Annotated in this window: 18 protein-coding genes; 16 read left to right on the top strand and 2 right to left on the bottom strand. The window is 42.8% G+C overall.

Translation table 11 applies throughout. From position 1 onward, the window contains the following. Positions 1-48: 48 nt before the first annotated feature. The 15 genes from Q0I54_RS06765 to Q0I54_RS06695 all read left to right on the top strand — a co-directional run bounded on the left by Q0I54_RS06765 (position 49) and on the right by Q0I54_RS06695 (position 19674). Entirely contained in the window at positions 49-726 is a 678-nt protein-coding gene (locus Q0I54_RS06765) for a hypothetical protein (RefSeq protein WP_296117478.1), read from the top strand. Between the two features lie 252 nt (positions 727-978). After that, positions 979-1461, top strand: a complete 483-nt coding sequence (locus Q0I54_RS06760) for a VanZ family protein (protein ID WP_296117476.1) — start codon at positions 979-981, stop codon at positions 1459-1461. Positions 1462-1548: 87 nt separating this feature from the next. After that, positions 1549-3174, top strand: a complete 1626-nt coding sequence (locus Q0I54_RS06755; protein ID WP_296117473.1) for a MutS-related protein — start codon at positions 1549-1551, stop codon at positions 3172-3174. A 269-nt stretch (positions 3175-3443) separates the two neighbouring features. Next, positions 3444-3746 (top strand): DUF6506 family protein, encoded by a 303-nt coding sequence (locus Q0I54_RS06750; RefSeq protein WP_307776715.1) that lies wholly within the window; start codon positions 3444-3446, stop codon positions 3744-3746. Between the two features lie 93 nt (positions 3747-3839). Next, positions 3840-4712, top strand: coding sequence for a DegV family protein (locus Q0I54_RS06745; RefSeq protein ID WP_296117471.1), 873 nt, complete (start codon positions 3840-3842; stop codon positions 4710-4712). A gap of 1 nt (position 4713) precedes the next feature. Next, positions 4714-5136, top strand: coding sequence for a PaaI family thioesterase (locus tag Q0I54_RS06740; RefSeq protein ID WP_296117469.1), 423 nt, complete (start codon positions 4714-4716; stop codon positions 5134-5136). A gap of 245 nt (positions 5137-5381) precedes the next feature. Further along, positions 5382-6656 (top strand): adenylosuccinate synthase, encoded by a 1275-nt coding sequence (locus Q0I54_RS06735; RefSeq protein ID WP_296117468.1) that lies wholly within the window; start codon positions 5382-5384, stop codon positions 6654-6656. A gap of 328 nt (positions 6657-6984) precedes the next feature. Continuing rightward, positions 6985-8193, top strand: coding sequence for a glucose-1-phosphate adenylyltransferase (locus tag Q0I54_RS06730; RefSeq protein WP_296117465.1), 1209 nt, complete (start codon positions 6985-6987; stop codon positions 8191-8193). After that, positions 8187-9332 (top strand): glucose-1-phosphate adenylyltransferase subunit GlgD, encoded by a 1146-nt coding sequence (gene glgD, locus Q0I54_RS06725; protein ID WP_296117463.1) that lies wholly within the window; start codon positions 8187-8189, stop codon positions 9330-9332. The genes Q0I54_RS06730 and glgD overlap by 7 nt, the downstream gene beginning before the upstream one ends. A gap of 303 nt (positions 9333-9635) precedes the next feature. Next, positions 9636-10970, top strand: a complete 1335-nt coding sequence (locus Q0I54_RS06720) for an MATE family efflux transporter (protein WP_296117462.1) — start codon at positions 9636-9638, stop codon at positions 10968-10970. Positions 10971-11176: 206 nt separating this feature from the next. After that, positions 11177-12976: a serine/threonine-protein kinase gene (locus Q0I54_RS06715; protein WP_296117461.1), complete on the top strand. Its 1800-nt coding sequence runs from the start codon at positions 11177-11179 to the stop codon at positions 12974-12976. Then, a complete protein-coding gene (locus Q0I54_RS06710) occupies positions 12973-15675 on the top strand; it encodes an Ig-like domain-containing protein (protein ID WP_296117460.1) in 2703 nt (900 codons plus the stop codon). The genes Q0I54_RS06715 and Q0I54_RS06710 overlap by 4 nt, the downstream gene beginning before the upstream one ends. A gap of 102 nt (positions 15676-15777) precedes the next feature. Beyond that, on the top strand, positions 15778-16887 hold the full coding sequence (locus tag Q0I54_RS06705) for an ABC transporter ATP-binding protein (RefSeq protein WP_296117459.1): 1110 nt from the start codon (positions 15778-15780) through the stop codon (positions 16885-16887). Continuing rightward, positions 16884-18986, top strand: coding sequence for a Gldg family protein (locus Q0I54_RS06700; RefSeq protein ID WP_296117458.1), 2103 nt, complete (start codon positions 16884-16886; stop codon positions 18984-18986). Before Q0I54_RS06705 ends, Q0I54_RS06700 begins: the two co-directional genes overlap by 4 nt. Before the next feature lie 106 nt (positions 18987-19092). Then, positions 19093-19674 (top strand): DUF4340 domain-containing protein, encoded by a 582-nt coding sequence (locus tag Q0I54_RS06695; RefSeq protein WP_296117457.1) that lies wholly within the window; start codon positions 19093-19095, stop codon positions 19672-19674. 215 nt (positions 19675-19889) lie between these two features. On the opposite strand, the gene Q0I54_RS06690 is transcribed toward Q0I54_RS06695, so the two are convergent. Further along, positions 19890-20117, bottom strand: coding sequence for a hypothetical protein (locus Q0I54_RS06690; RefSeq protein ID WP_296117456.1), 228 nt, complete (start codon positions 20115-20117; stop codon positions 19890-19892). Between the two features lie 36 nt (positions 20118-20153). Continuing rightward, on the bottom strand, positions 20154-21041 hold the full coding sequence (locus Q0I54_RS06685; RefSeq protein WP_296117455.1) for an AraC family transcriptional regulator: 888 nt from the start codon (positions 21039-21041) through the stop codon (positions 20154-20156). Positions 21042-21281: 240 nt separating this feature from the next. Here Q0I54_RS06685 and Q0I54_RS06680 point away from each other — a divergent pair, with 240 nt between their 5' ends. Then, complete coding sequence (locus Q0I54_RS06680) at positions 21282-22886, top strand: xylulokinase (protein ID WP_367270791.1); 1605 nt, start codon at positions 21282-21284, stop codon at positions 22884-22886. The last annotated feature ends 27 nt before the right edge of the window (positions 22887-22913 follow it).

The raw sequence follows: 22913 nt of genomic DNA, 5'->3' as shown, positions 1-22913 counted from the left end.
TGCTGAAGTTTGATAATAACAGGATAACACTAGAAGAGGAGTTGTGATATGAGATATTTATGGACAGAGGATACCGGCGCAGGTCTTCACTTCTGGAAATTAGTTAATCAGCTTTTCTTTGACAATGAGCTTGTAGTTGAGAGTAAAGGAAGCAATCAGGGATTATTGGATGCATTAATAGACTTGGATATTAGAGATGACGATGAATACTATGTTGCATTTGATTATGTGGTTGATAATCAGGACATTCGCAATAAGTATCGTATGTTGAAATCAATAACAGATAAGTTGGAAGGAAAGATTGTAATTCTGGATATGATATGTTTTGAGTACCTAATTCTTGCATTTGACAAGCTGGTAGAATGGACGAACACCAGAAAGACGGATAAAATAAAAATCCGTGAGGAGGTTTTGGCGGCAGTTGGGAATCACAGAATCGACTTATCAAGGATTGATGATGAGAAAACATTACAGTACATAGCAGGATTTAAGAGATATTCTACAGAACGTGTGATGAAGTCATTGGCTGGTGAATTTACACAAAATGAAAAGTGGTCTGTTAAAGGTGCTCTTATGGGTGAGTGCTGGTATAAAGATTGTTGTGTGTCAGAGCATACGGATAGTCTTAGGTGTGGTAAGCCAGAGGTTGAAGGTGGGGATGAAAAGATGATGCGGCTGATACAGTCGGAGAAGGTGCAAGATATTATTGACAAATTGGTACATTAGAGTTGGATCGAACAGATATACAAGATTGCAGTACAGTTTGCACCAGATTATGTTGAAACTCAGATATGTGAAGCGTTGATGAAGAAACAGTAGAATAAGTGTAAGGGAAAGGGAACCGTAAGCTTCCTTTCTTCCAATAGAGAAAAAAAGATAGGAAGTATACTGGAGGATTACAAAAATCAATAAGTTATGTGACTGAAAACAAAGAGTGTTATAAAAGATTATTAATAGAAGTATAGGAACATATCGTTTATGAAAAATTATTCTAATAAGAAATATTTCATCTGGCTTTTTCCGCTTGCTGTAGCAGTTATGATTTTTTGCTTTTCCAGCCAGCATGCGCAAGAGTCATCAAATTTAAGCAATTTTTTTGTGCAGCTATTTTTAAATGTACGGGCAAAGCTGGGATTGTTCTCAAAATTATCGGATGCAGATCTATTGGGTGTGATTTCTACACTGGTGCGAAAAGGAGCGCATGTGACGGAATATATTATTTTGTGTATATCGTTTCTGACAGCATTCTGGGTGTCCGGTATCCGTGGAAAATGGAGAAATATTGCATCTTTTGCGATGACATTCGGTTATGCGTGTACGGATGAATTTCATCAGTTGTTTGTGCCGGGAAGAGCCGGCAGGTTTACGGATGTGTTGATCGACAGCAGCGGAGCACTGGTGCTGAGTATAATTGTTGTACTTGTGATGCGTTTTAGAGGTAAGAAAAGGCAACAGTTATAAAATCTGAAGAGGCGCGTTGTGGAGATTAGGGAACTTAAAGAAATTTATATATAGTAGATAAACAAGTCATGGGAGGAAATAGACAAAATGACAGGTTTCCGGTTTTTATATCCGCCGGAGTATGATCCGGCGAAGGAAGTGAAGATGAAATCGTTTGAGTTTATCCGGACGTTACAGATTGATGATATGGTGGTATTGCAAAATGACCGGTATCGGGGCTACTCGGATCTGACATTGGAAAAGTTTTTTTCTGCGGATCCACAGGTACTGGAATATCGGCAGGCTATCGTGGAAGATCTGGTGGAGCATCCAAAGCTTTATGAGGTATTTTGCAGGTCTGTCTCAGAAATTCAGAATGTAAATGATCTGCGCCGTGTGCTGGGGAGTGATTTTTCTGTGGATTCAGCGCTGAGTGCCGTGCGTTATCTGGAAATGTATGAGGAACTGGTGGATATGTTTGCCGATGTTTTTGACGAACTGGAGAAAAATCCGGAGTCTGATATTATATCGGAGGGCATGAAACGGTTCCGCGCGCAGATTTATGCGGTGTCCTGCAGTGAAGAGTATCAAAACCTGAAGAGGGAAATGGCATGTACAGGAAAAAACTTTGGCTATCTGAAGAGTGTGACCATCGGCATTAACCTGGATGAAAATCTGCGACCGAAGGAAGCAGGGATTATTTCTATTAATGAAAAGGAGTTTTCGGCGGGAAGCATCATTAATAAACTGATGAAGCACCGGCTGAATGACCGTCAGGTTATGATGACTCCGCTGTATCCGCTGCAAAAGGGACTGCATGGGGAGGAACAGAAGTCATTGAATTATTCTATGGGAAGTGCGCTGCAGACTATTTTTGAAAAGTCCTTGCGGGCTTTTGAACCGATCATTCAGAATTATTATAAGGAAAACACAGCGATGTTTGTGGCAGTGTTGGATGACATTCGCTTTCTGACAGCTGGGGTGAAGTTTATTCTGGATATGCGGACTCATGGATTTGAAATGTGCCGGCCACAGATCTGTTCGGTGGAGGACAAGGTTTGTGAGTTAAAACAAGTCTACAATCCGATGCTTGCCATGCGCGGTGTGGAGAAAACGGTGGTTTCCAATGAGTTTATGCTAGATGAAAACGGGCGTTTTTATATTGTGACAGGACCGAATCACGGTGGAAAATCAATTTTTGCCTATTCTGTTGGAATGGCGCAGGCGTTATGTCAGCTTGGTTTGTTTGTGCCTGCGCATCAGGCAAAAATGAGTCCGATGACGGGAATTTTTACGCATTTTCCAGTTTCCGATGAAAATAATTTTGGAAAGGGACGTCTGGAAAGTGAGTGTGCCCGTCTGAGTGAGATTTTAGGGCGGCTCGCTGACACGGACATGCTTTTGATGGACGAGTCTTTTTCCAGTACCAGTGGCCTGGAGGCCGGTTATATTGCTTCGGAAGTGCTGACAGGAATTGGCGTGATTGGCTGCTGCGGCCTGTTTGTAACGCACATTCATGATCTGCCGATGAAGATTGCGGAGTACAATAATTATCCGGGAAACCGCAGCAAGATTGATAATCTGGTGGCACAGATGGAAAATAAAGAGGACGGTGTGCGAAGTTACCGTATCAGCAGAACGACACCGGACGGTCTGAGTTATGCCCGGGATATTGCTTTCCGGTATGGATTGAACCTGGAAGAAATTTGTCAGAAGGCGCAGAAGCGGGATTAAGTAGTGGGTAAATCAATCTGCTAAGATGCTTTATTTATTATAGAAGTGTTCTTATAGAAAAAGGAAGGTATCTGGCGGCGTTAAAAATGTGTGAAATAAGAACAAGAGAAAATACAATTCAGCAAAAATGTTTAAAATACAGGCGGGGACGGACTTTACAAGTTTTTTTAGTAGTATTAAAATAAAGCTGTTCCGAGAAAATTCAAAATACATATATTTTTTGCAGAAGAAGCGGAATAATTCAAAAGAAGCATGAGGAGGATAATATCATGATTAATGCAGCTTTTATTTATGTAGCACCAGGACAGAACCCGCAGGAGCAGAAAGCAGTAATTCCGTCCGAGACACTTACGTTACATGTCGTAGGATGCTCTACTTACGAGCAGGCAGAGGCAGCGGCAAAGGAACTGGTTGCAAACGGATGTGGCGCTATTGAGTTATGTGCAGGTTTTGGAAACGAAGGAATTGCACGAATCAAGAAGGCAGTTGGACCGGAGATCCCGGTAGGAGCTGTAAAATTTGATTATCATCCGGCTTTCGGTTTCAAGAGCGGAGACGAATTATTCCAGTAAGACGGTTGTTTTTTCTCTTGCGGTATGTTACTATTTGTAGTACTGATAAAAATAGAGTATAGAGCAAGAGAGAAAAAACGGAGGAATGAAAATTTGAGTAAAGTAGCAATTGTGACAGATAGCAACAGTGGAATTACTCAGGCACAGGCAAAAGAACTTGGAATCCGCGTCATGCCGATGCCGTTTTATATTAATGAAGAAATGCTTCTGGAGGATATTGATCTGACCCAGGAACAGTTTTATGAGAGATTGACAGAAGGTGCTGATATTCATACATCCACACCGATTCTGACAAATTTTACAGAGCTTTGGGATGAACTTTTAGAGGAGTATGATGAAATCATTCATATTCCGATGTCCAGCGGTCTTTCCAGTACTTGTGCGACAGCGTCTATGCTGGCTCAGGATTATGATGGAAAAGTCTTTGTGGTAGATAATCAGCGTATTTCTGTGACACAGCGTCAGTCTGTACTGGATGCCATGGAGCTTGCAGAGGCAGGCAAATCCGGTCAGGAGATTTATGATAAACTGATGGAGAATAAAATGGAATCCAGTATTTATATTATGCTGGATACCTTATATTATCTGAAAAAAGGTGGCCGTATCACACCGGCGGCAGCAGCACTTGGTACTCTGCTGAAACTGAAACCGGTTCTGCAGATTCAGGGTGAGAAGCTGGATGCTTTTGCAAAAGCAAGAACCGTAAAACAGGCAAAAAATATCATGATCAAACAGATCAAAGATGATTGTGAGAAACGTTTTGGCTCCGCTGACGGTACAGGTGTACACATTTCTATGGCTTATACTCATGATCTGGAAGCGGCAGAAGAGTTCAAGAAAGAAGTACAGGAAGCATTTCCAGATCACGAGATCGTGCTGAATCCGTTATCCTTAAGTATCGCATGTCATATTGGACCAGGTGCTTTGGCTGTAACAGCGACAAAAGCAATTGAGGTGGATGCATAACATGGATTTTGAGAAGTTAAAAGAAATCCGAAATATGGGATATATTAAGCATACAGGGATTCGGACTGTTGAACTTCGGGAAGGTTACGCAAAGGCTGAGATCGTTCTGGATGAACGTCATGCAAATCCAATCGGTTCCACGCACGGTGGGGTACTTTTTACACTGGTGGATACTGTTGGCGGTGCGGCAGCAACCAGCCGTGGCAGATATGTGACGACGGTATCCGGTAATATCAACTACCTGCGTCCGGCCATGAATTGTAAAAAGCTGATCGGAGAATCCCGTGAGATCAAGATTGGTAAAAAGATGTGTGTGTATGATGTGATGATCACAGATGAGAATGACCGTGAGATCGCGAAAGCTACGATGACGTTTTTTTATCTGGACAAAATTAATGCAGAGGATTTTTTGGACGCAGAATAAGCATTCTCCGCTTCAAGTGCGTGGAGCACTAAGCGTGGGGAAGACGGATGAAATTTTTGCTGAGTGATATAAATGTAATATAATAGTAAAAAACTTATTAGCTTTGCTTATGAATCGACGATATATATTAGAAAAAAGATTTTACATCTTGTATAGAATCGTGTATAATCATAAAGTAAAACGGAAAATAAAAAAGGCAGGTTTTACACCTGTCTTTTATAATGCCGAAGGAGGAATCTGTAATTATGGTAAAAGCTGTAGTAGGAGCAAACTGGGGTGATGAAGGAAAAGGTAAAATCACCGACATGTTGGCAAAAGAGGCAGATATTATTGTTCGTTTCCAGGGTGGCGCAAATGCAGGTCACACAATCGTGAACAATTATGGTAAATTTGCACTTCATACACTTCCGTCAGGATGTTTTTATGGACATACAACAAGCATCATCGGTAATGGTGTTGCATTAAATATTCCGGTACTGTTCAAAGAGATCCAGGACATCGTAGCAAAAGGTGTGCCAATGCCAAAAATTCTTGTATCTGACCGTGCGCAGATGGTTATGCCATATCATGTATTATTCGATCAGTACGAGGAGGAGCGTCTGGGTGGTAAATCATTCGGTTCCACAAAATCCGGTATTGCACCATTCTACTCAGATAAATATGCAAAAATCGGTTTTCAGGTAAGTGAATTATTTGATGAGGAGCTTTTAAAAGAGAAAGTTGTCAGTGTCTGCGAGACAAAGAACGTTACTTTAGAGCACCTGTATCACAAACCGTTACTGAATCCGGATGAGTTATTGGAGACTCTGCACCAGTATAAAGAGATGGTAGAGCCATACGTATGTGACGTATCTGCTTATCTGTGGAATGCAATCAAAGAGGGCAAAGAAATCCTGTTAGAGGGTCAGCTTGGTACATTAAAAGATCCGGATCACGGAATTTATCCGATGGTTACATCTTCTTCCACACTGGCAGCATATGGCGCAATCGGCGCAGGTATCCCGCCATACGAGATCAAGAAGATCATTACAGTCTGCAAAGCATACTCAAGTGCAGTAGGTGCAGGCGCATTTGTCAGCGAGATCTTTGGTGACGAAGCTGATGAGCTGAGAAGACGCGGCGGCGACGGTGGCGAGTACGGCGCTACAACAGGCAGACCGAGACGTATGGGATGGTTCGACTGTGTCGCCAGCAAATATGGATGCCGTCTGCAGGGTACTACAGATGTAGCATTTACCGTACTGGATGTACTTGGATATCTGGATGAGATTCCGGTATGCGTAGGTTACGAGATTGACGGTGAGGTAACCACTGAGTTCCCGACCACTGCAAAATTGGAGAAAGCAAAACCGGTATTAAAGACATTACCGGGATGGAAATGCGATATCCGCGGAATCAAAAAATACGAAGATCTTCCGGAAAACTGCCGCAAATATGTAGAGTTCATCGAGGAGCAGATTGGTTTCCCAATCACTATGGTTTCCAACGGACCAGGCAGAGAAGATATTATATATCGCTAGGCATATGGCAGTGCAGCTATTCAGAACAAAGCAGATTTGTAAAAAATAGTTATAAAAAAGTAAGACAGGAGCAGCGAAACAATCGGCTGCTCCTTTTGTTTGATAGGAAATTACGATGAATTTCCTATCAAACAAAAGGGAAAAATGTTGCTTTGTATAAAATTATGAAAAAATGTAAAAACAAAAGAAAATCATTGTAAAAAATATTGAGAAAAACGCAAAATACACTTTAAAAATTGGTAAATATGCAGTATAATATAATTAATACCCATACTAACCATTTGAAAATTATGGGAATAAATACTAATTTTTTAGAGGGGGATATGAAGTGGAAAAAGAAATTATTGCTATGCTGCTTGCCGGTGGTCAGGGCTCACGATTATATGCGCTGACACAAAAGCTTGCAAAACCTGCAGTTCCATTTGGCGGAAAATACCGAATCATTGATTTTCCGTTATCCAATTGTATAAATTCCGGTATTGATACCGTAGGTATTCTGACACAGTATCAGCCACTTGTTTTGAATGAGTACATTGGAAATGGACAACCCTGGGACCTTGACCGTTTACACGGAGGTGTCCATGTATTGCCACCATATCAGAAAGCATCCGGTTCCGACTGGTACAAAGGAACTGCGAATGCAATTTACCAGAACATTTCGTTTATTGAGCGTTATGATCCGAAATATGTCATCATTCTTTCTGGTGATCAGATCTGCAAACAGGACTACAGTGACTTTCTGGAGTTCCATAAGCAAAAAGGCGCAGAATTCAGCGTGGCTGTTATGGAAGTGCCATGGGAAGAGGCTTCCAGGTTTGGACTGATGGTTGCAGATGAGAATGATAAAATTACAGAATTCCAGGAGAAACCGGCAAATCCGAAGTCAAATCTGGCTTCTATGGGTATTTACATTTTCAACTGGGATGTACTGCGTAAATATCTGATCGAAGATGAGGAAGATCCGGAATCTGAAAACGATTTCGGTAACAATATTATTCCGAATCTGCTGCGTGACGGCAGAGAGATGTATGCATATCACTTCAGTGGCTACTGGAAAGATGTCGGAACGATTTCTTCTCTGTGGGAAGCTAATATGGAGGTTCTTGATCCGAAAAACAGTGGTATTGATCTGTTTGATGATGACTGGAAAATCTACAGCCGAAACAGTGGTATGACTGGTCACAAGATTGGTGCGCATGCAGTGATTAAAAATTCTATGATCACAGACGGATGCCGGATCGACGGTGAGGTAGAGCATTCTGTACTGTTTGCCGGTGTAAAAGTAGCACCGGGTGCTGTTGTCAGGGATGCGGTTGTCATGGGTGGCACTGTGATTAAATCAGGTGCTGTAGTAGAGCATTGTATTATCGGAGAAGATGCTGTCATTGGAGAAAATGCCAAGATTGGTGTGACAAAAGATGGTGAGGAGAAAGGCGTTGCTACTATTGGACCGGGTGTCTACGTAGGAGATGGCGCAATGGTAGGCTCTACTGCTATGGTTCGAGAAAATGTAAAGGATGGTGAGGAAGAATGGTAAAGTCAAATATTAGCGCACTGGGAATCATTTTCCCTAATTACTATGATTCTCTCATTTCGGAGCTTGTCAATGAGCGCCTGATGGGATCCGTCCCTTTTGCCAGCCGATACCGTTTGATAGATTTTGTGCTTTCCAGTATGGTAAACAGTGGCATTAACAACGTATCTGTACTAGTGCGTGAGAAATATCATTCCCTGATGGATCATCTCGGTTCTGGTCGTGAGTGGGATCTGGTTCGTAAGAATGGTGGATTGACAATCTGGCCGCCATATGCAGAGAAGGGCATGAACCTGCACAGTGGACGTATTGATGCATTAGAGCACACACTGGATTACCTGAAAAAGCAGAAAGAAAAATATGTCATCATGACAGATACAAATATTGCTGTGAACTTTGATTTCAGAAAACTGGTTGCAACCCATGAACAAAATGATGCGGATATAACGGTTGCATACACCGTGGAAGAGATTCCGGAAGGATTACTGAAAGCGGAAAATGCAAGGAAGGATATGTATTATACCTTTGATTTTGATGAAAATGGCCGGGTAAACAAATGGCATATCAATACAAAAGAAAAAGGTGCACATAATCTTGGTATGAATATTTACTGTTTCAACCGTGAGTATCTGATCGATCTGATCGATGATGCATTTATCCGCGGAAATGTTTTCCTGGAGCGTGACATCCTGGCAAATCAGGTAGATACAATTAAAATCTATGGTCACAGATATGAGGGATATGCTTCCCGCATCTGTGATATGAAGAGTTATTTCCAGGAGAATCTGAAACTGCTCGAGGATGAGAATCTGGAAGGATTGTTTGCAGGCGGACCAATTTATACGAAACTGAGAGATGACAACCCGACTCGTTACATCAATGGCACGGTTGTAAAAAATACAATGGCTGCGGATGGCTGCGTGATCGAGGGAACTGTAGAAAATTGTATTCTTTTCCGCGGGGTGAAAGTTGGAAAAGGCGCAGTTGTGAAAAATTGTGTACTGATGCAGGATACGGTCGTTGAGCCGGATGTAAAAGCAGAGTATATCATTACAGATAAAGATGTTGTGATTACTGCCGGAAAAGAATTAAAAGGAACAGATTCTTTCCCAGTGTACATTGCAAAACACCAGACGGTATAGGCATAGTACATGTCAATATTTTGACTGATATAAAAAGCGTAAGTTTATAGGAACGTGGGAATGCAAAGTTTCAAGTCGAACGCACGTGAGACTTGGTGCGTGATTCAAGGGAGCTGTCCAGCAGTGCTGTGCAGCTCCCTTTTTGGGTGCACTTTGCGAATGGCGTGTGTGAAGTGTAACATTTGTGCTACCTTCTGTGACAAAAAAATGCCACTGCCTGAGAGAAAAAAGGGTTGACATCGTAATTGTTGTAAGGTTTACTGATATACAGAGCGTTTTTTGTAAGTAATGGGAGAGAAATCTATGGAACGAAATCTTACAACAGGAAGTATTTTAAAAAATATGATCTATTTTTCACTGCCGTATCTGTTGTCATATTTTTTACAGACATTATACGGAATGGCAGACTTGTTTATTATCGGTCAGTTTGATGGCGTAGCGAGTACTACGGCGGTGTCGGTAGGCAGTCAGGTGATGCATATGCTGACAGTTATGATTGTCGGTCTTGCAATGGGAACTACCGTTGTGATTGGGCAGGCTGTGGGAGGTCGCGACAGGGAGAAAGCCGCAAAAACGATTGGAAATACTGTGATTTTGTTTATGATCGTGGCTGTTGTGATGATGGCGGTTTTTCTGATGCTTGTGCGTCCAATCGTAGCTGTGATGTCCACACCGCAGGAGGCGGTGAAAGGAACCGTAGCTTATCTGACGATCTGCTTTATCGGAATTCCGTGCATTACAGCATACAATATCATCAGTTCAATTTTTCGTGGCCTTGGTGATTCCAAGAGTCCGATGTATTTTATTGCGATTGCCTGTGCGGCAAATATTGGCTTTGATTATATTTTTATGGGTGGTCTGCATCTGGGACCGGCGGGAGCAGCTCTTGGTACGACACTGGCGCAGGCGTTAAGCGTTGTGATCGCATTGTATGTCATTAAGCGGCGTGGTATCGGCATAAAAGTAAGCAAAAAGGATTTTCGACCGGAGAAAACTGTGATGGGACAGATCGTACGTATCGGTATTCCGATTGCGCTGCAGGATGGCCTGATCCAGATTGCGTTTATTGTAATTACGGTCATTGCAAACCGCCGTGGTCTGAATGATGCGGCAGCAGTCGGAATTGTGGAAAAAATCATCAGTTTCTTATTCCTTGTGCCGTCGTCCATGCTGTCTACCGTGTCAGCATTGGGGGCACAGAATATCGGTGCAGGAAAACCGGAACGTGCCATCAAGACGCTGCGGTACTCCATCGGAATCACGGTTGGATTTGGTGTGATCATCGCAGTTATCATACAGTTTGCGGCGGCACCGGTGGTCGGATTGTTTACGGCGGATGCGACGGTTGTCTTACTGGGTACACAGTACATTCGTGGTTATATCTGGGATTGTATCTTTGCAGGCATTCATTTCAGTTTCAGCGGATATTTCTGTGCGTGCGGCCGGTCAGAACTGTCCTTTATCCACAATATCACCGCCATTGTGCTGGTGCGTGTGCCGGGTGTGTATCTGACATCTAAATTCTTTCCGGATACGTTATTCCCGATGGGATTGGCAACGGCAGCCGGATCGCTGACGTCAGTGATCATCTGTCTGATCGCATTTTCGCTGCTTCAGCGGAAGAAAAAAATTGCATAAAAATGAAAAAAAGTGGGACTTCAAAAACAGTTGTTTTTGGGGTCCTTTTTTTGCGTAAAGTCAGAATATATGCGGTTTTGTGAATTTTGTGGCGCTGATTGTGCATGTTGTATAGTGCCCATTTTCAGTCAAATTGCCAGATTGACGCTGATGGGTTCAGTTGTATATACTTGGGCAACAGTTGAGAGAGGGAAAGGCGTGATAGGATGAAAGACAGGGAGGATACCTGTCTGCTGTGTGGCAGTCTGATCGGTGGAAAATATCGGATTTTACAGGAAATCGGTCACGGTGGAATGAGTCGGGTATATCTGGCAGTAAATGAAACAGTGAACCGACAGTGGGCGATCAAGGAACTGCGAAATGGCACAGAGACGGATATGGAGCTGGCAAAGCGGGGGCTTTTGCGGGAAATAGATATGTTAAAAAGGCTGCAGCATCCGGGGCTGCCGGGGATTATTGACGTGGTGGAAGAAAAAGGCCGCTTTTTTCTTGTGATGGATTACATCCAAGGGCAGCCTTTAAGTGAGCGGCTGGAGCGGGAAGGAAGGCAGCCCGAAGAGCAGGTTGTTCGTTGGGGGATGGAACTTTGTGAAGTGCTTGGGTATCTGCATGCACAGTCACCAGCGGTGATCTATCGGGATATGAAGCCAGCAAATATCATTGAAAAAACGGATGGAACGCTGGCGTTGATCGATTTTGGAACAGCCAGGGAATTTAAAGGGGAAAACGGAATGGATACAGTGTGCCTGGGAACCGTTGGATATGCGGCACCGGAGCAGTTCGGCGGAAGTGGGGAGACGGATGCACGGTCAGATATATACAGTCTTGGAGCCACTTTATATCATCTGGCTATGGGGCAGCATCCGGGAGCCGGAATGGAGCGGCTGCAGAATGGCAGCAGGCGTGGCACAATAAAAGAAAGGTTGTCACCGGGGCTTGAGCAGATTATCCGGAAGTGTACCAGAAAAGATCCACGCAGACGCTATCAGAGTTGTGAAGAACTGGCGCATGCGCTGCAGAAGCTTGGGAAAACAACCAGGGACAGGAAGAAGGTTCGTGGACATTGGTGTTATCGCCTGGTGCTATGGATAGGTGTCGGGATTTTTTGTGCTGGAACGGCTTTTTATGTAAAAGGTGTTACAAAGAATCAATGGATATTAGGCAGCAATAATGAAAATCTGGCAGGAGATAAAACGATATTTGGTGGCAAAAAGGTGAAATCAGAGATTTCTGAACAGGAAGTTGTACGTTCGGAGGAGTATGAGCAGAAACTTTCGCAGGCAGAAACATATGAGAATTATCACCAGTTGATCCTGCAATATCCGGAACGGACAGAAGCCTATCTGGCGTTGGTTCGCAGCATGATTTCTGATCTGCGGCTGACCAGAGAAGAAACGGAACAATTAAATCAACTGTGGTTGGAAAAAATATTGCCGGAAAAGGAAGCAGAAGAACAGGATGAGACAGTTATGCAGCGGCTTTGCGAAACGAATTCAGAGGGGTATATACAGGTATGTTATAGCGTTGGAATGTCGTTTTTGCAGTTTTATGAGGTGAATGTGGATAAAGACCGTTATGTGAGTGCGAAAAGATGGCTTAAGGAGGTGGAAAACGTATTTCCTGCAGCAAAGAGTTATTGTCGGATTGCAGATTGCCTGGAGTTGATTAGCCAGTATCAGGGGGCACGCACTGTGCAGGTCGAAAAACGGTATGAGGAAGAACGTGCGTTGTGGGAAAATGTACAGATGTTGCGAAGAGAGGCATCAGAACTGGAAATGGTGGATGACAGACTGCAGGTTTGGACAGAAATTGATCATTTGATTGACACAAATATGAGTGCATTTCTTGAAGCTGCATCTGCGGAAGAACTCAGACAATTTTTAAGTGGAATATCAGAAGAAATGCAGGGGGAATCACAGATTGAAATACAGCAGACGGTAATACAGATACAACAATGTATAGAGGAAACAATTCAGAAAATTGAGAGTGCAGGAGGAAATGGATGAGAAAAGTATTGGGAATGTTATGTGCGTGTTTGCTATTTGTAAGCAGCGTGGGAACAGGGATACAGGTGCAGGCAGAGAACGGAACAAATAGAGTAGCCAAGAATGAAAAAGAAGAAATGAAACCAGGAAATTTGTTTTCCTATGAGGCATTCGATGGAAGTAAGCGGGTTTCCGTGGTAAAAGCAGACAGTGAAACAGCATGGACAAGGGAAAATGTGCCAGCAGATGAAATTGATGAGACAAGCAGACTGATTTATGACGGGCCGGTGAGTGTGAGGGTAGAACTGCCAGAGAAGAAAGCAACTGCCGGAGATACGGATGGAAAAGATAGTACAGATGATGAAGATGTCAAAGATAGTGTAGATGATAAAAACAATATTGAAGATAAGAACGATAACGATAATGAGAGTAAAGTTGTAGAGAAAAATGAGAAGAAAGACGATTATAAGAACTTTGTAGTAAGCATTTTTCATAATGGAACAGAAATCTGGCATGCAGCGATAGAAAAAGAAGAAACACTGGATTTTATCTGCAGGATTTCTGAGTGGAAGTGGCAGAAAGAAACACAGACGTATGTGCTTGAGGTATTTTCCTTTGCGGAAGGTGATTATCAGATTCTGGTAGAGGAAAAGGTGAACCCTGACGGAAAAGGTGACGAAGAGATAAAATCAGATGAAAAAGATGAAGATAAGGCAGATACAGATAAAAGGGATAGGAAGAATGATGAATCAGATAGTGAAGTAGTGAAATTAATAGAAAAATCTGCGATAGTGACGGTTGACCGTACTTCACCAGAGGCCAATTTGTCATGGAGAAAGAAAGAGACAACAGCAGGGAAGGTGCAGGCAGATGGAACGCAGTTGGTGGAACTTTCTATCTGTGATGCAAATTTTCGACCGTACGAGGTGGAATGGGAGGTTTTGGTAAAGAAAAGTGAGACGGAAAATGGTGGACGGAAGAGTGAGTGGACAGATGCACCAACTTCTTCATTGAAAAAATGGAGTGATTGGACGCGTGACAAGCAAGAAAAGAACTTGTGGCATGCAACGGTGCCTTTGCATGCGGACGGACAATATCAGATGGAATTAAAATATACTGATCTGGCAGGGCATAGTTTACAAAAGACCTGTATGGGAACATTAGTGATTGATACAGTCAGTCCGCTGCTGACGGTTGATTATCCGACGCCGGTACAGAAACAGAATGGAAAATTATATTATGCAGAAAAGATAGATTTTGTATTGAATGTAATGGAGGCAAACTTCAGATCGGAAGACGTTGTATTTTCTTTGACAAGGAATGGAACAGTAGAAGATGTGCAGACTGAATGGAAGGCGATTGGAGCCATACAGTATCAGACAACTGTGTCATTGGAGAAAGACGGTGAGTATGAAATCCAGGTATTTTACACTGATCCATATGGGAATGAAATGGAACCGTATCTGTCAGAAAAGATTGTCATTGATCACATGGCACCGGAGATAAAAGTGTTTGGAATACATGCGGATACTGCGGAGAAAACTGCCATTTCGGATGCGTTTCTTCAGATTCAGGATAAAGGAAACAACTTGAACACTGAATCAATACAGCCAATGTTGAAACGAGTAGTGACTGGAGTGGATGGAACCTATCTGACAGAGGAGGTATTACTTCCGGAGCCGGTGAAAAATTCGAATACAGGAGTTTGGAGTTATCGTATACCAGAACTGACCGAAGATGGAATATATACATTGACTTGTCAGGCGGAAGATTATTCCGGAAATCAGATCCATGAGATTAAAACGGAGGACGGGATTGCACGTCAGCAGATGAAATTCTCTATTAATTGTGGTGGATCAGCCTTTGAGGTGGATGATGCAGTCATAGAACTGACGAAACGATATTATATTTATGGAGTGGAATCGGATGTGGAAATCCGGGAGATAAATACAGATTTGATTGAGGATTACGCAGTGCGTTTAAATGGAACTGTGCTGCAGGAAGGAAAAGATTTTACCACGGATGCAGTGACAGGGGAGAAATCCTGGAGTGAGCGTCGTTATGTGGTCAAAAAAGATGTTTTTGCCAAAGAAGGAGAATATCATCTGGTGGTGGAATCCGTGGATAAGACTGGTACAAAGGCATATAGTGATGTGAAAAAGATGCAGTTGTCATGGGTGGTGGATCAGTCGGCACCATCGGTTTTGCTGTCGGGACTGGAAGCGGATCATGTTTATGAGACGGAAGAACAGCAGGTGACAGCGATACCGTCAGATGAAGGCGGAAAATTAAAGACTTTTCAGGTATCTGTGACAGATGCTCTGGGAGAAAACAGGAAAATGCTGGTAAATCTGACCGGGGAGAAGCTGGAACAGTATTTAAAAGAGCATGATGGACAGGTGCATTTTACCATTTCGGAGGGAATAGACCAGCAGATAGAAATTTTTTGTGCAGATCAGGCATGGAAGAAAGATGGAAGCACGAATGAGTATCACGAAGTGATCCAGGGCGTGTTTGTGGCGAAAAATCAAAGAAGCTTTCGCAGAATGAAGCGGGATCTGGAGAAACGGTTAAAAGAAGAAACGGAGCAATCGGAATCAGAGATGAATACTGAAGTGCAAAAGCGAATGCCTGTAACAACAATTGTTGTGATAGCAGCAATGGTTGGAACTGTATGTTGTGCGGCAGTGACCGGAGGGAGAAGAAAGAAAAAAAGATAAAGAGAAAACGGACACATAATTGACACATTTTTTCCTAATATTTAACACATTTTCCGTATAAGATACAGAATAACAATTTTAGAAAATGGAGGAGATTGTGTTTTGATAGAAATCAATCATCTTACAAAAAAATACGGCACAAATGTGGCTGTCAATGATCTGAATCTGACACTGGAACCGGGAAATATCTATGGATTCCTCGGCCCAAACGGTGCAGGAAAATCAACAACAATGAATATTATTACCGGCTATATCGGTGCGACATCCGGAGAAGTAAAAATTAATGGATATGACATTAATAAGAATCCGGAGGAAGCAAAAAAATGTATCGGCTATCTGCCGGAGATTCCGCCGGTGTATGGTGATATGAAAGTATTGGAATATCTGAAATTTGTGGCAGAACTGAAAAAATTGGATCCGCATACACGAAATGCAGATATTAAGCAGGTGATGGATCTGACAAAGCTTCATGAAATGAAAGATCGCCTGATCCGAAATCTGTCAAAAGGATACCGACAGCGTGTGGGACTTGCACAGGCGTTGATGGGAATGCCGGAAATTATTATTCTGGATGAGCCGACCGTAGGACTGGATCCGAAACAGATCATTGAAATTCGTGATCTGATCCGCTCTTTGAAGGAAAATCATACGGTAATTTTGAGTTCCCACATTTTACAGGAAATCAGTGCTGTGTGCGATCATGTGTTTATTATTTCCAAGGGAAATCTGGTGGCTAGTGATTCTATGGAACATCTGGAGAGCCGCATGAGTGGTGCGCAACAGCTGGATGTTATCGTGCAGGGAACTTCAGAGCAGATTGCCGGCCTGAAACAGGTCGATGGCGTCAAAGAATGTAAAATCGTGCGGGAAGTACTTTTACATGATCCGGATGCAGAAATAGAAACGGAAGAAATTGTTCCAGAAGAAAAGGTTGTAGAAGATGCATCAGTGCTTGAAACAGAAAAGCAGAACAAAGCATTCGCGGAAACTGAGTCATCTGTACAGGAAAAAGATGCAATGGAAGCAGCTGAATTTGAGAAGAAGGAACTCCACCTGTCTGTCATTTCGCAGGAGGGATGCGATGTCCGTGCATCCGTATTTCATTATTGTGTGACTAACAATCTTGTTTTGTTGGAAATGAAGACAAATACAAAGACTCTGGAGGATGTATTCCTTGAGTTGACCGGATCTGAGGAGGTGCATAAGGCATGATGGCAGTATTAAAAAGAGAGCTGAAGGCATATTTTACCTCTGTAATCGGATGGATTTTCCTTGCAGCATTTTTCTTTGTATATAATTTATATTTTGTGGCAAATAACCTGATTTACGGGACACCGTATCTGTCCTATTCTCTGAATAATGTGGCATTTGTACTGTTGATCATTATCCCGATTCTGGCAATGCGGAGTATGTCGGATGACCGGAGAACAAAGACAGATCAGTTATTATATACTTCACCGGTTTCCATCCCGAAAGTAATTCTTGGCAAATTTTTTGCATTGGTGATCGTATTTTCGATTGTCGTTGGTGCAATTTGTCTGTGCCCGCCATTGCTGGCACGATTTGGCAGCGTTCCGATTGCAGAAAGTTATGCGGCAATTCTTGGAGTGTGGCTGTATGGTTGTCTGTCTATTGCTATTTGTGTCTTTGTGTCCTCTCTGACAGAAAGCCAGGTAATCGCAGCAGTATTATCCTTTGCATTATTGTTCATTGGATATATGATGGAGGGAATCACAAGCATTATTTCTTCCAGTGGAAATACATTAACTAAGGTTTTGAATTGCCTGTCCACATCCACAGCGCTGAATAATTTCAGCAATGGTATGCTGGATGTGACTGGAATTATTTATTATGTCAGTGGAACAGTATTATTCCTGTTCCTGACCTGTCAGGTAGTGCAGAAACATCGTTGGACAGTAAGTTCCAAAAAGATCAGACGAGGTGTGTTCAACTCCAGTTTTGTTGTAATTGGAATTGCGATTGCTGTTGCAGCAAATGTGTTTGCAAATCAGCTTCCGGAAAAAACGAAAAACATAGATCTGACCACACAAAATCTGTATACACTGACAGATGACAGTGTGAATCTGGTGAAAAAACTGAAACAAGACGTGACATTCTACGTTTTATCCAGCGAGAAAAATGTAGATGATACAGTAGAGCGTACGTTGGAAAATTATGCAGATGAATCGTCACATATTAAAGTAGAGTATGTAGATCCTGCAGTTTCACCGAATTTTTATGCAAGTTATACCGATACCGCACCGTCAGACGGAAGTATTATTGTCGTGAGCGGAAATGCGTCCAAGGTAGTGGATGCAAATGATCTGTATGAATACTCTGTCGATTATTCTACTTATACACAGACAAAATCCGCATATGATGGAGAAGGTCAGCTGACCAGTGCCATCAGCTATGTAACGAGTGAGGATATGCCAAAAGTATATGTGATCACAGGACACGGAGAGACATCTCTGGATGATAGTTTTAAATCTGCATTGGAGAAAATGAATATTTCCGTCGAGGAAGTGACACTTCTGCAGGAAGATGCAATCCCGGAAGATGCAGCAGCTATCATTATTAACGGACCAACCTCTGATTTCTCAGCAGATGACGCATCAAAAGTAAGCAATTATCTGTCTGGTGGCGGAAAAGCAGTGATCACAACTTCTTACAACAAGACTGCTGAGACACCGAATTTTGACAGTATCCTTGCTGCTTACGATATCAATGTAACAAATGGTCTGGTAATGGATTCTGATCATTCTCATTACTATCAGTATCCGTTCTATCTGCTTCCGAATGTGGCAAGCGCTACGCAGACTTCAAAGGTGGAAAAATATGTCTTTATGCCATATGCACAGGCCATCAGTAATAGTGGTGCACACCCGGATACCATTACATGGACAGATCTGCTGACAACGTCTGATAATGCATATATCAAGACAGATATCACTAATATCAAGACTTTTGAGAAAGAAAGCGGTGATCAGACTGGAAGCTTCAGCATTGCAGCAAATATTACGGACAGTGAGACAGGAGCGGATATTACAATCCTCGGTTCTTCTCTGACCTTTACAAATGATGCGGATTCCATGGTGTCCGGACAGAATCTGGCACTGTTTAAAGGAATTACAAGCAGCTTTGCGGGAAGTGATTCTGCGGTATCCATTGATGCAAAACAGTATACATATTCCACGCTGTCTGTAAATCAGTCCATTGCGATCATGAGTGAGACACTGCTTGTCATGGTGCTTCCGGTGGCTCTGATCGTAATCGGTATCGTGATCTGGTATCGCAGACGCCGGGCATAGTAAACCTGAAATAAAGTACAGAGCGCAGCAATTCTAAAAAGAATATCTTGGATTATACAGATTAGAATTATGCGCTCAGTATCATGCTTTTGAAAGGAATATGTGTATGAGAAAAAAACAATGGATTATTCTAGTGATTGCATTGGTGGCAATTGTAGCTGCGTCTGCTGGGATGAAAGGATACCAGAAAAAACAGGATCAGAAAGCAGCACAGCAGGAAGAAGATGAGAAAGTCTATGCACTTCAGTTTGCATCGGATGATGTAACCGGGATTTCCTATGAATATGACGAGACAGTTCTGAGTTTTGTAAAGGATGGTGATGACTGGAAGTGCAGTACAGATGAAAACGCAGAGATTGATGCGGATAAAATGAAAACGATGCTGTCTTCTCTTGGCAGTATGACTGCGGACAGTACCGTGGAAAGCCCGGAGAATGTGTCAGAGTATGGCATTGATCAGCCGACACAGCAGGTAACACTGAATTTCTCGGATGGAAGTGAAAAAAAGGTGACATTTGGAAGCACAAATGAGATTGTGGGCGGCACCTACGTGCAGGTCAGCGGCGATGCAAATGTATATCTGGTTGGCAGCAGCTATGTGAATACGACATTAAATAAAGGAATCGATGATCTCAAGGTTGATGATACAGACGATACGTCTTCTGATACTTCGGCTACGACAGAATAGTGTTGTACAAACGGTAGGTTATGAAAAAAGGACTCTGCTATTTAGTCTTTCCCGCTAACAATCGCTGGTTAAGAAAAAATAGCCAGAGTCCTTTCATCTAAGTTACGAGGTTATTCAGTGTTACACGGTAGATGGAATTCCCTGATGATTGTAATGAATGTGCTGGAATATATAGTGTACGGTGTCAATGCGATTGAAAAGTATAATATTAAATTTTAGTCATCCTTTTCAGACGTATCATCATTCTGTTTCCCTTTCATCATTCGGTAGATGAAAGAATAAGCCCAAAGCAATACCGGAAGCACAATTGTTGCATACACGGCAACTTTTAACAGGTTGATCGCTTCCGCACTGCCAATCAGCGCCAGCACCAGTGTAGACACGTATAATCCAGCCAGTGCGATAACACCGATAAGTGCAGTAATCTGTTTTAATTTTTTCATATAAATAAATTCTCCATTTCTGTTTGTTCTTCTATCTTACTCCTGTGAATCTGGTTCCGTCAAGAGTTCCGAACTTTGCAGTGTCGGGTCAAATGCATCCGCAATCCGGCAGATCGGCTTGAAATCCGGAACATAATTGGCGGGAAGTTCCCGTGGCGACATTCCTGTAATATCACGGAAAACACGGTTAAAATGCCGGATGGTTTCGAATCCACAGAGGGATGCGATTTCTGTCACCGAATGTTTGCGTGGATTTTCCAGCAGCATGGCGATGGCATGCTCCAAACGAACGGTATTCAGGTATCGGGAGAATGTCATGCCGGAAATCTTTCGGAAAAATCTCGAAAAATACGGTTCTGACAGTCCCATAAATGCAGCGGCATCGGAAAATGTGATGTAGTTGTAATTTTTGTCAATTTCATCCAGCAGATCTTTGTAATTGTCGATGGAAGAGTGTTCCTGGCGGCTTACCGCAGGCATACAGGCTTCTCCGCGAAAGATCCGGATCATTAATTCGGTGATCAGCACACAGGTCTGTTGTTCAAAGAAAAGTTTTTTCTCGCTACGCTCTCTCTGAATAAGGGAAAAGACTGCTGTAATATCATAGTTACCAGACAGTTTGGCACAGCAGAGCTGATAATGACTGGTCAGCGGTGCAGTCAGAGCTGCATCAAATAAGGTGATAGCGGTAATACTGTCTGGCTCACTTTTGATATAGTGGATTTCCCCGCTGGAAAGAAAAATGGATTCTCCGGCGGTAAGGTTATATTCCTGATGATTGTGGGACACCGTGACACAGCCCTGTTCCACAATAATCAGTTCATTTTCCAGATGCCAGTGCGGGAGATTGTGCAGGTTACGGTAGCGGCCGGTCCAGACCCGCTCAGCGCTACCAGTATTTCTTGGTTCAAAATTTGCAAGCATATATGCCTCCGAAGATCATAGCACAGGACAGGGAAAACGGATAGTTCCACAATCCGGAAGGCTAAGATCTGAAAAAGTATATTTTTCTTTTTATTTTATATGGAATGTCAATAAATGTCCAGAAAATGCATAATAAAATTCTTTTGATTTCATTGAAAATGATTTATGATAAAAGCATTGAGAGACAAAGATATCCAGAAAGAATGAAAATATGTTACGATCATAAATAAAGGGGGAAAAATGATGGACAAGTTAAAAATTGCAGAGCTGATCCGAAATGGTCAGGCGATTCTCGGTATGGAATTTGGTTCCACAAGAATTAAGGCTGTTTTGATCGATGAAGCTGGAGATACACTGGCTTTGGGCAGTCATGGATGGGAAAATCGTCTGGAGAACCAGATCTGGACTTACAGTCTGGCCGATATCCGGGAAGGATTACAGGATTGTTATGCAAAACTGAAACAGAATGTGCAGGAAAAATATGGAGTCACTTTAAATCGGGTAGCTGCTATGGGATTTAGCGGCATGATGCACGGTTATATGGCTTTTGATGCAGAAGATCAGTTACTGGTTCCGTTCCGTACCTGGAGAAATACTATGACAGAGCAGGCTGCAAAAGAACTTTCTGAAACTTTTTCATTTAATATTCCGCAGCGATGGAGCGTGGCACATTTGTATCAGGCAATTCTAAATGGTGAGTCTCATATAAAACAGATTAGTTTTGTTACCACTTTGGCTGGCTATATTCACTGGAAACTTACAGGAGAAAAAGTAGTCGGTGTCGGTGAGGCTGCTGGAATGTTCCCAATTGATTCAAATACCAATGATTATGATAAAGTAATGGCGGCAAAATTTGACGGGCTCTTACAGGCAAAAGGAATGAACTATCATTTGAAAGATATTTTCCCGAAAGTTCTGGTGGCAGGAGAGCAGGCTGGTGTACTGACGGAGGCAGGTGCAAAATTGCTTGACCCGGCAGGGGATCTGCAGGCAGGAATACCGCTTTGTCCGCCGGAGGGAGACGCGGGAACCGGTATGACAGCGACAAACAGTGTGGCAGTACGTACCGGAAACGTATCCGCAGGAACAAGTGTATTTGCCATGGTTGTTATGGAACATGCACTTTCCAAATATTATGAAGAAATCGATATGGTTACCACACCGGATGGAAAACCGGTGGCTATGGTACACTGCAATAACTGTACCTCTGACCTGAATGCGTGGGTTGGATTGTTTGGCGAAGCACTGGAAGCTTTTGGCGTGAAGCCGGATATGGATACTTTGTACGGAACTTTGTATCGCAAGGCACTGGAAGGTGATGCAGACTGCGGTGGCCTGCTGGCATACAATTATTTTTCGGGAGAGAGTATTACCGGATTTGAAGAAGGACGCCCATTGTTTGTGCGCAGACCGGACAGTGCATTTAATCTTGCAAACTTCATGAGAGTACATCTGATGACATCACTTGGAGCATTGAAAGCCGGTATGGACATTCTGGTAAAACAGGAAAAAGTACAGATTGACAAAATGCTTGGTCATGGTGGATTTTTCCTGACAAAAGGCGTCGGACAGCGGATCATGGCTGCGGCAATGCAGACACCGGTGTTTGTTATGGAGACAGCCGGTGAGGGCGGTGCCTGGGGAATTGCACTTCTGGCCGCTTACATGCAGAACAAGGCAGAAGGCGAGACATTGCCGGAGTATCTGAATGCCAGAATTTTCCACGGAGAGGAAGGCAGTGCAATGCAGCCGGAGGCAGCCGATGTGGAAGGCTTTGAGACATTTATGAAAGATTATAAAGCAGGTCTTGCCATTGAGCGTGCAGCAGTAGAACAATTGTACTAATAGATCAGATATACATATATGAAAAAC

Origin of the sequence: uncultured Eubacterium sp. (assembly GCF_934295145.1) — a bacterium.
Lineage (GTDB): Bacteria > Bacillota > Clostridia > Lachnospirales > Lachnospiraceae > Eubacterium_I.
This window is presented reverse-complemented; position numbering and strand designations above follow the sequence as displayed.

Coding starts and splice junctions, on each gene's coding strand:
- Q0I54_RS06765 (WP_296117478.1), top strand. CDS start 49: ATGAGATATTTATGGACAGAGGATACCGGCGCAGGTCTTCACTTCTGG.
- Q0I54_RS06760 (WP_296117476.1), top strand. CDS start 979: ATGAAAAATTATTCTAATAAGAAATATTTCATCTGGCTTTTTCCGCTT.
- Q0I54_RS06755 (WP_296117473.1), top strand. CDS start 1,549: ATGACAGGTTTCCGGTTTTTATATCCGCCGGAGTATGATCCGGCGAAG.
- Q0I54_RS06750 (WP_307776715.1), top strand. CDS start 3,444: ATGATTAATGCAGCTTTTATTTATGTAGCACCAGGACAGAACCCGCAG.
- Q0I54_RS06740 (WP_296117469.1), top strand. CDS start 4,714: ATGGATTTTGAGAAGTTAAAAGAAATCCGAAATATGGGATATATTAAG.
- Q0I54_RS06735 (WP_296117468.1), top strand. CDS start 5,382: ATGGTAAAAGCTGTAGTAGGAGCAAACTGGGGTGATGAAGGAAAAGGT.
- glgD (WP_296117463.1), top strand. CDS start 8,187: ATGGTAAAGTCAAATATTAGCGCACTGGGAATCATTTTCCCTAATTAC.
- Q0I54_RS06720 (WP_296117462.1), top strand. CDS start 9,636: ATGGAACGAAATCTTACAACAGGAAGTATTTTAAAAAATATGATCTAT.
- Q0I54_RS06715 (WP_296117461.1), top strand. CDS start 11,177: ATGAAAGACAGGGAGGATACCTGTCTGCTGTGTGGCAGTCTGATCGGT.
- Q0I54_RS06710 (WP_296117460.1), top strand. CDS start 12,973: ATGAGAAAAGTATTGGGAATGTTATGTGCGTGTTTGCTATTTGTAAGC.
- Q0I54_RS06700 (WP_296117458.1), top strand. CDS start 16,884: ATGATGGCAGTATTAAAAAGAGAGCTGAAGGCATATTTTACCTCTGTA.
- Q0I54_RS06695 (WP_296117457.1), top strand. CDS start 19,093: ATGAGAAAAAAACAATGGATTATTCTAGTGATTGCATTGGTGGCAATT.
- Q0I54_RS06690 (WP_296117456.1), bottom strand. CDS start 20,117: ATGAAAAAATTAAAACAGATTACTGCACTTATCGGTGTTATCGCACTG.
- Q0I54_RS06685 (WP_296117455.1), bottom strand. CDS start 21,041: ATGCTTGCAAATTTTGAACCAAGAAATACTGGTAGCGCTGAGCGGGTC.
- Q0I54_RS06680 (WP_367270791.1), top strand. CDS start 21,282: ATGATGGACAAGTTAAAAATTGCAGAGCTGATCCGAAATGGTCAGGCG.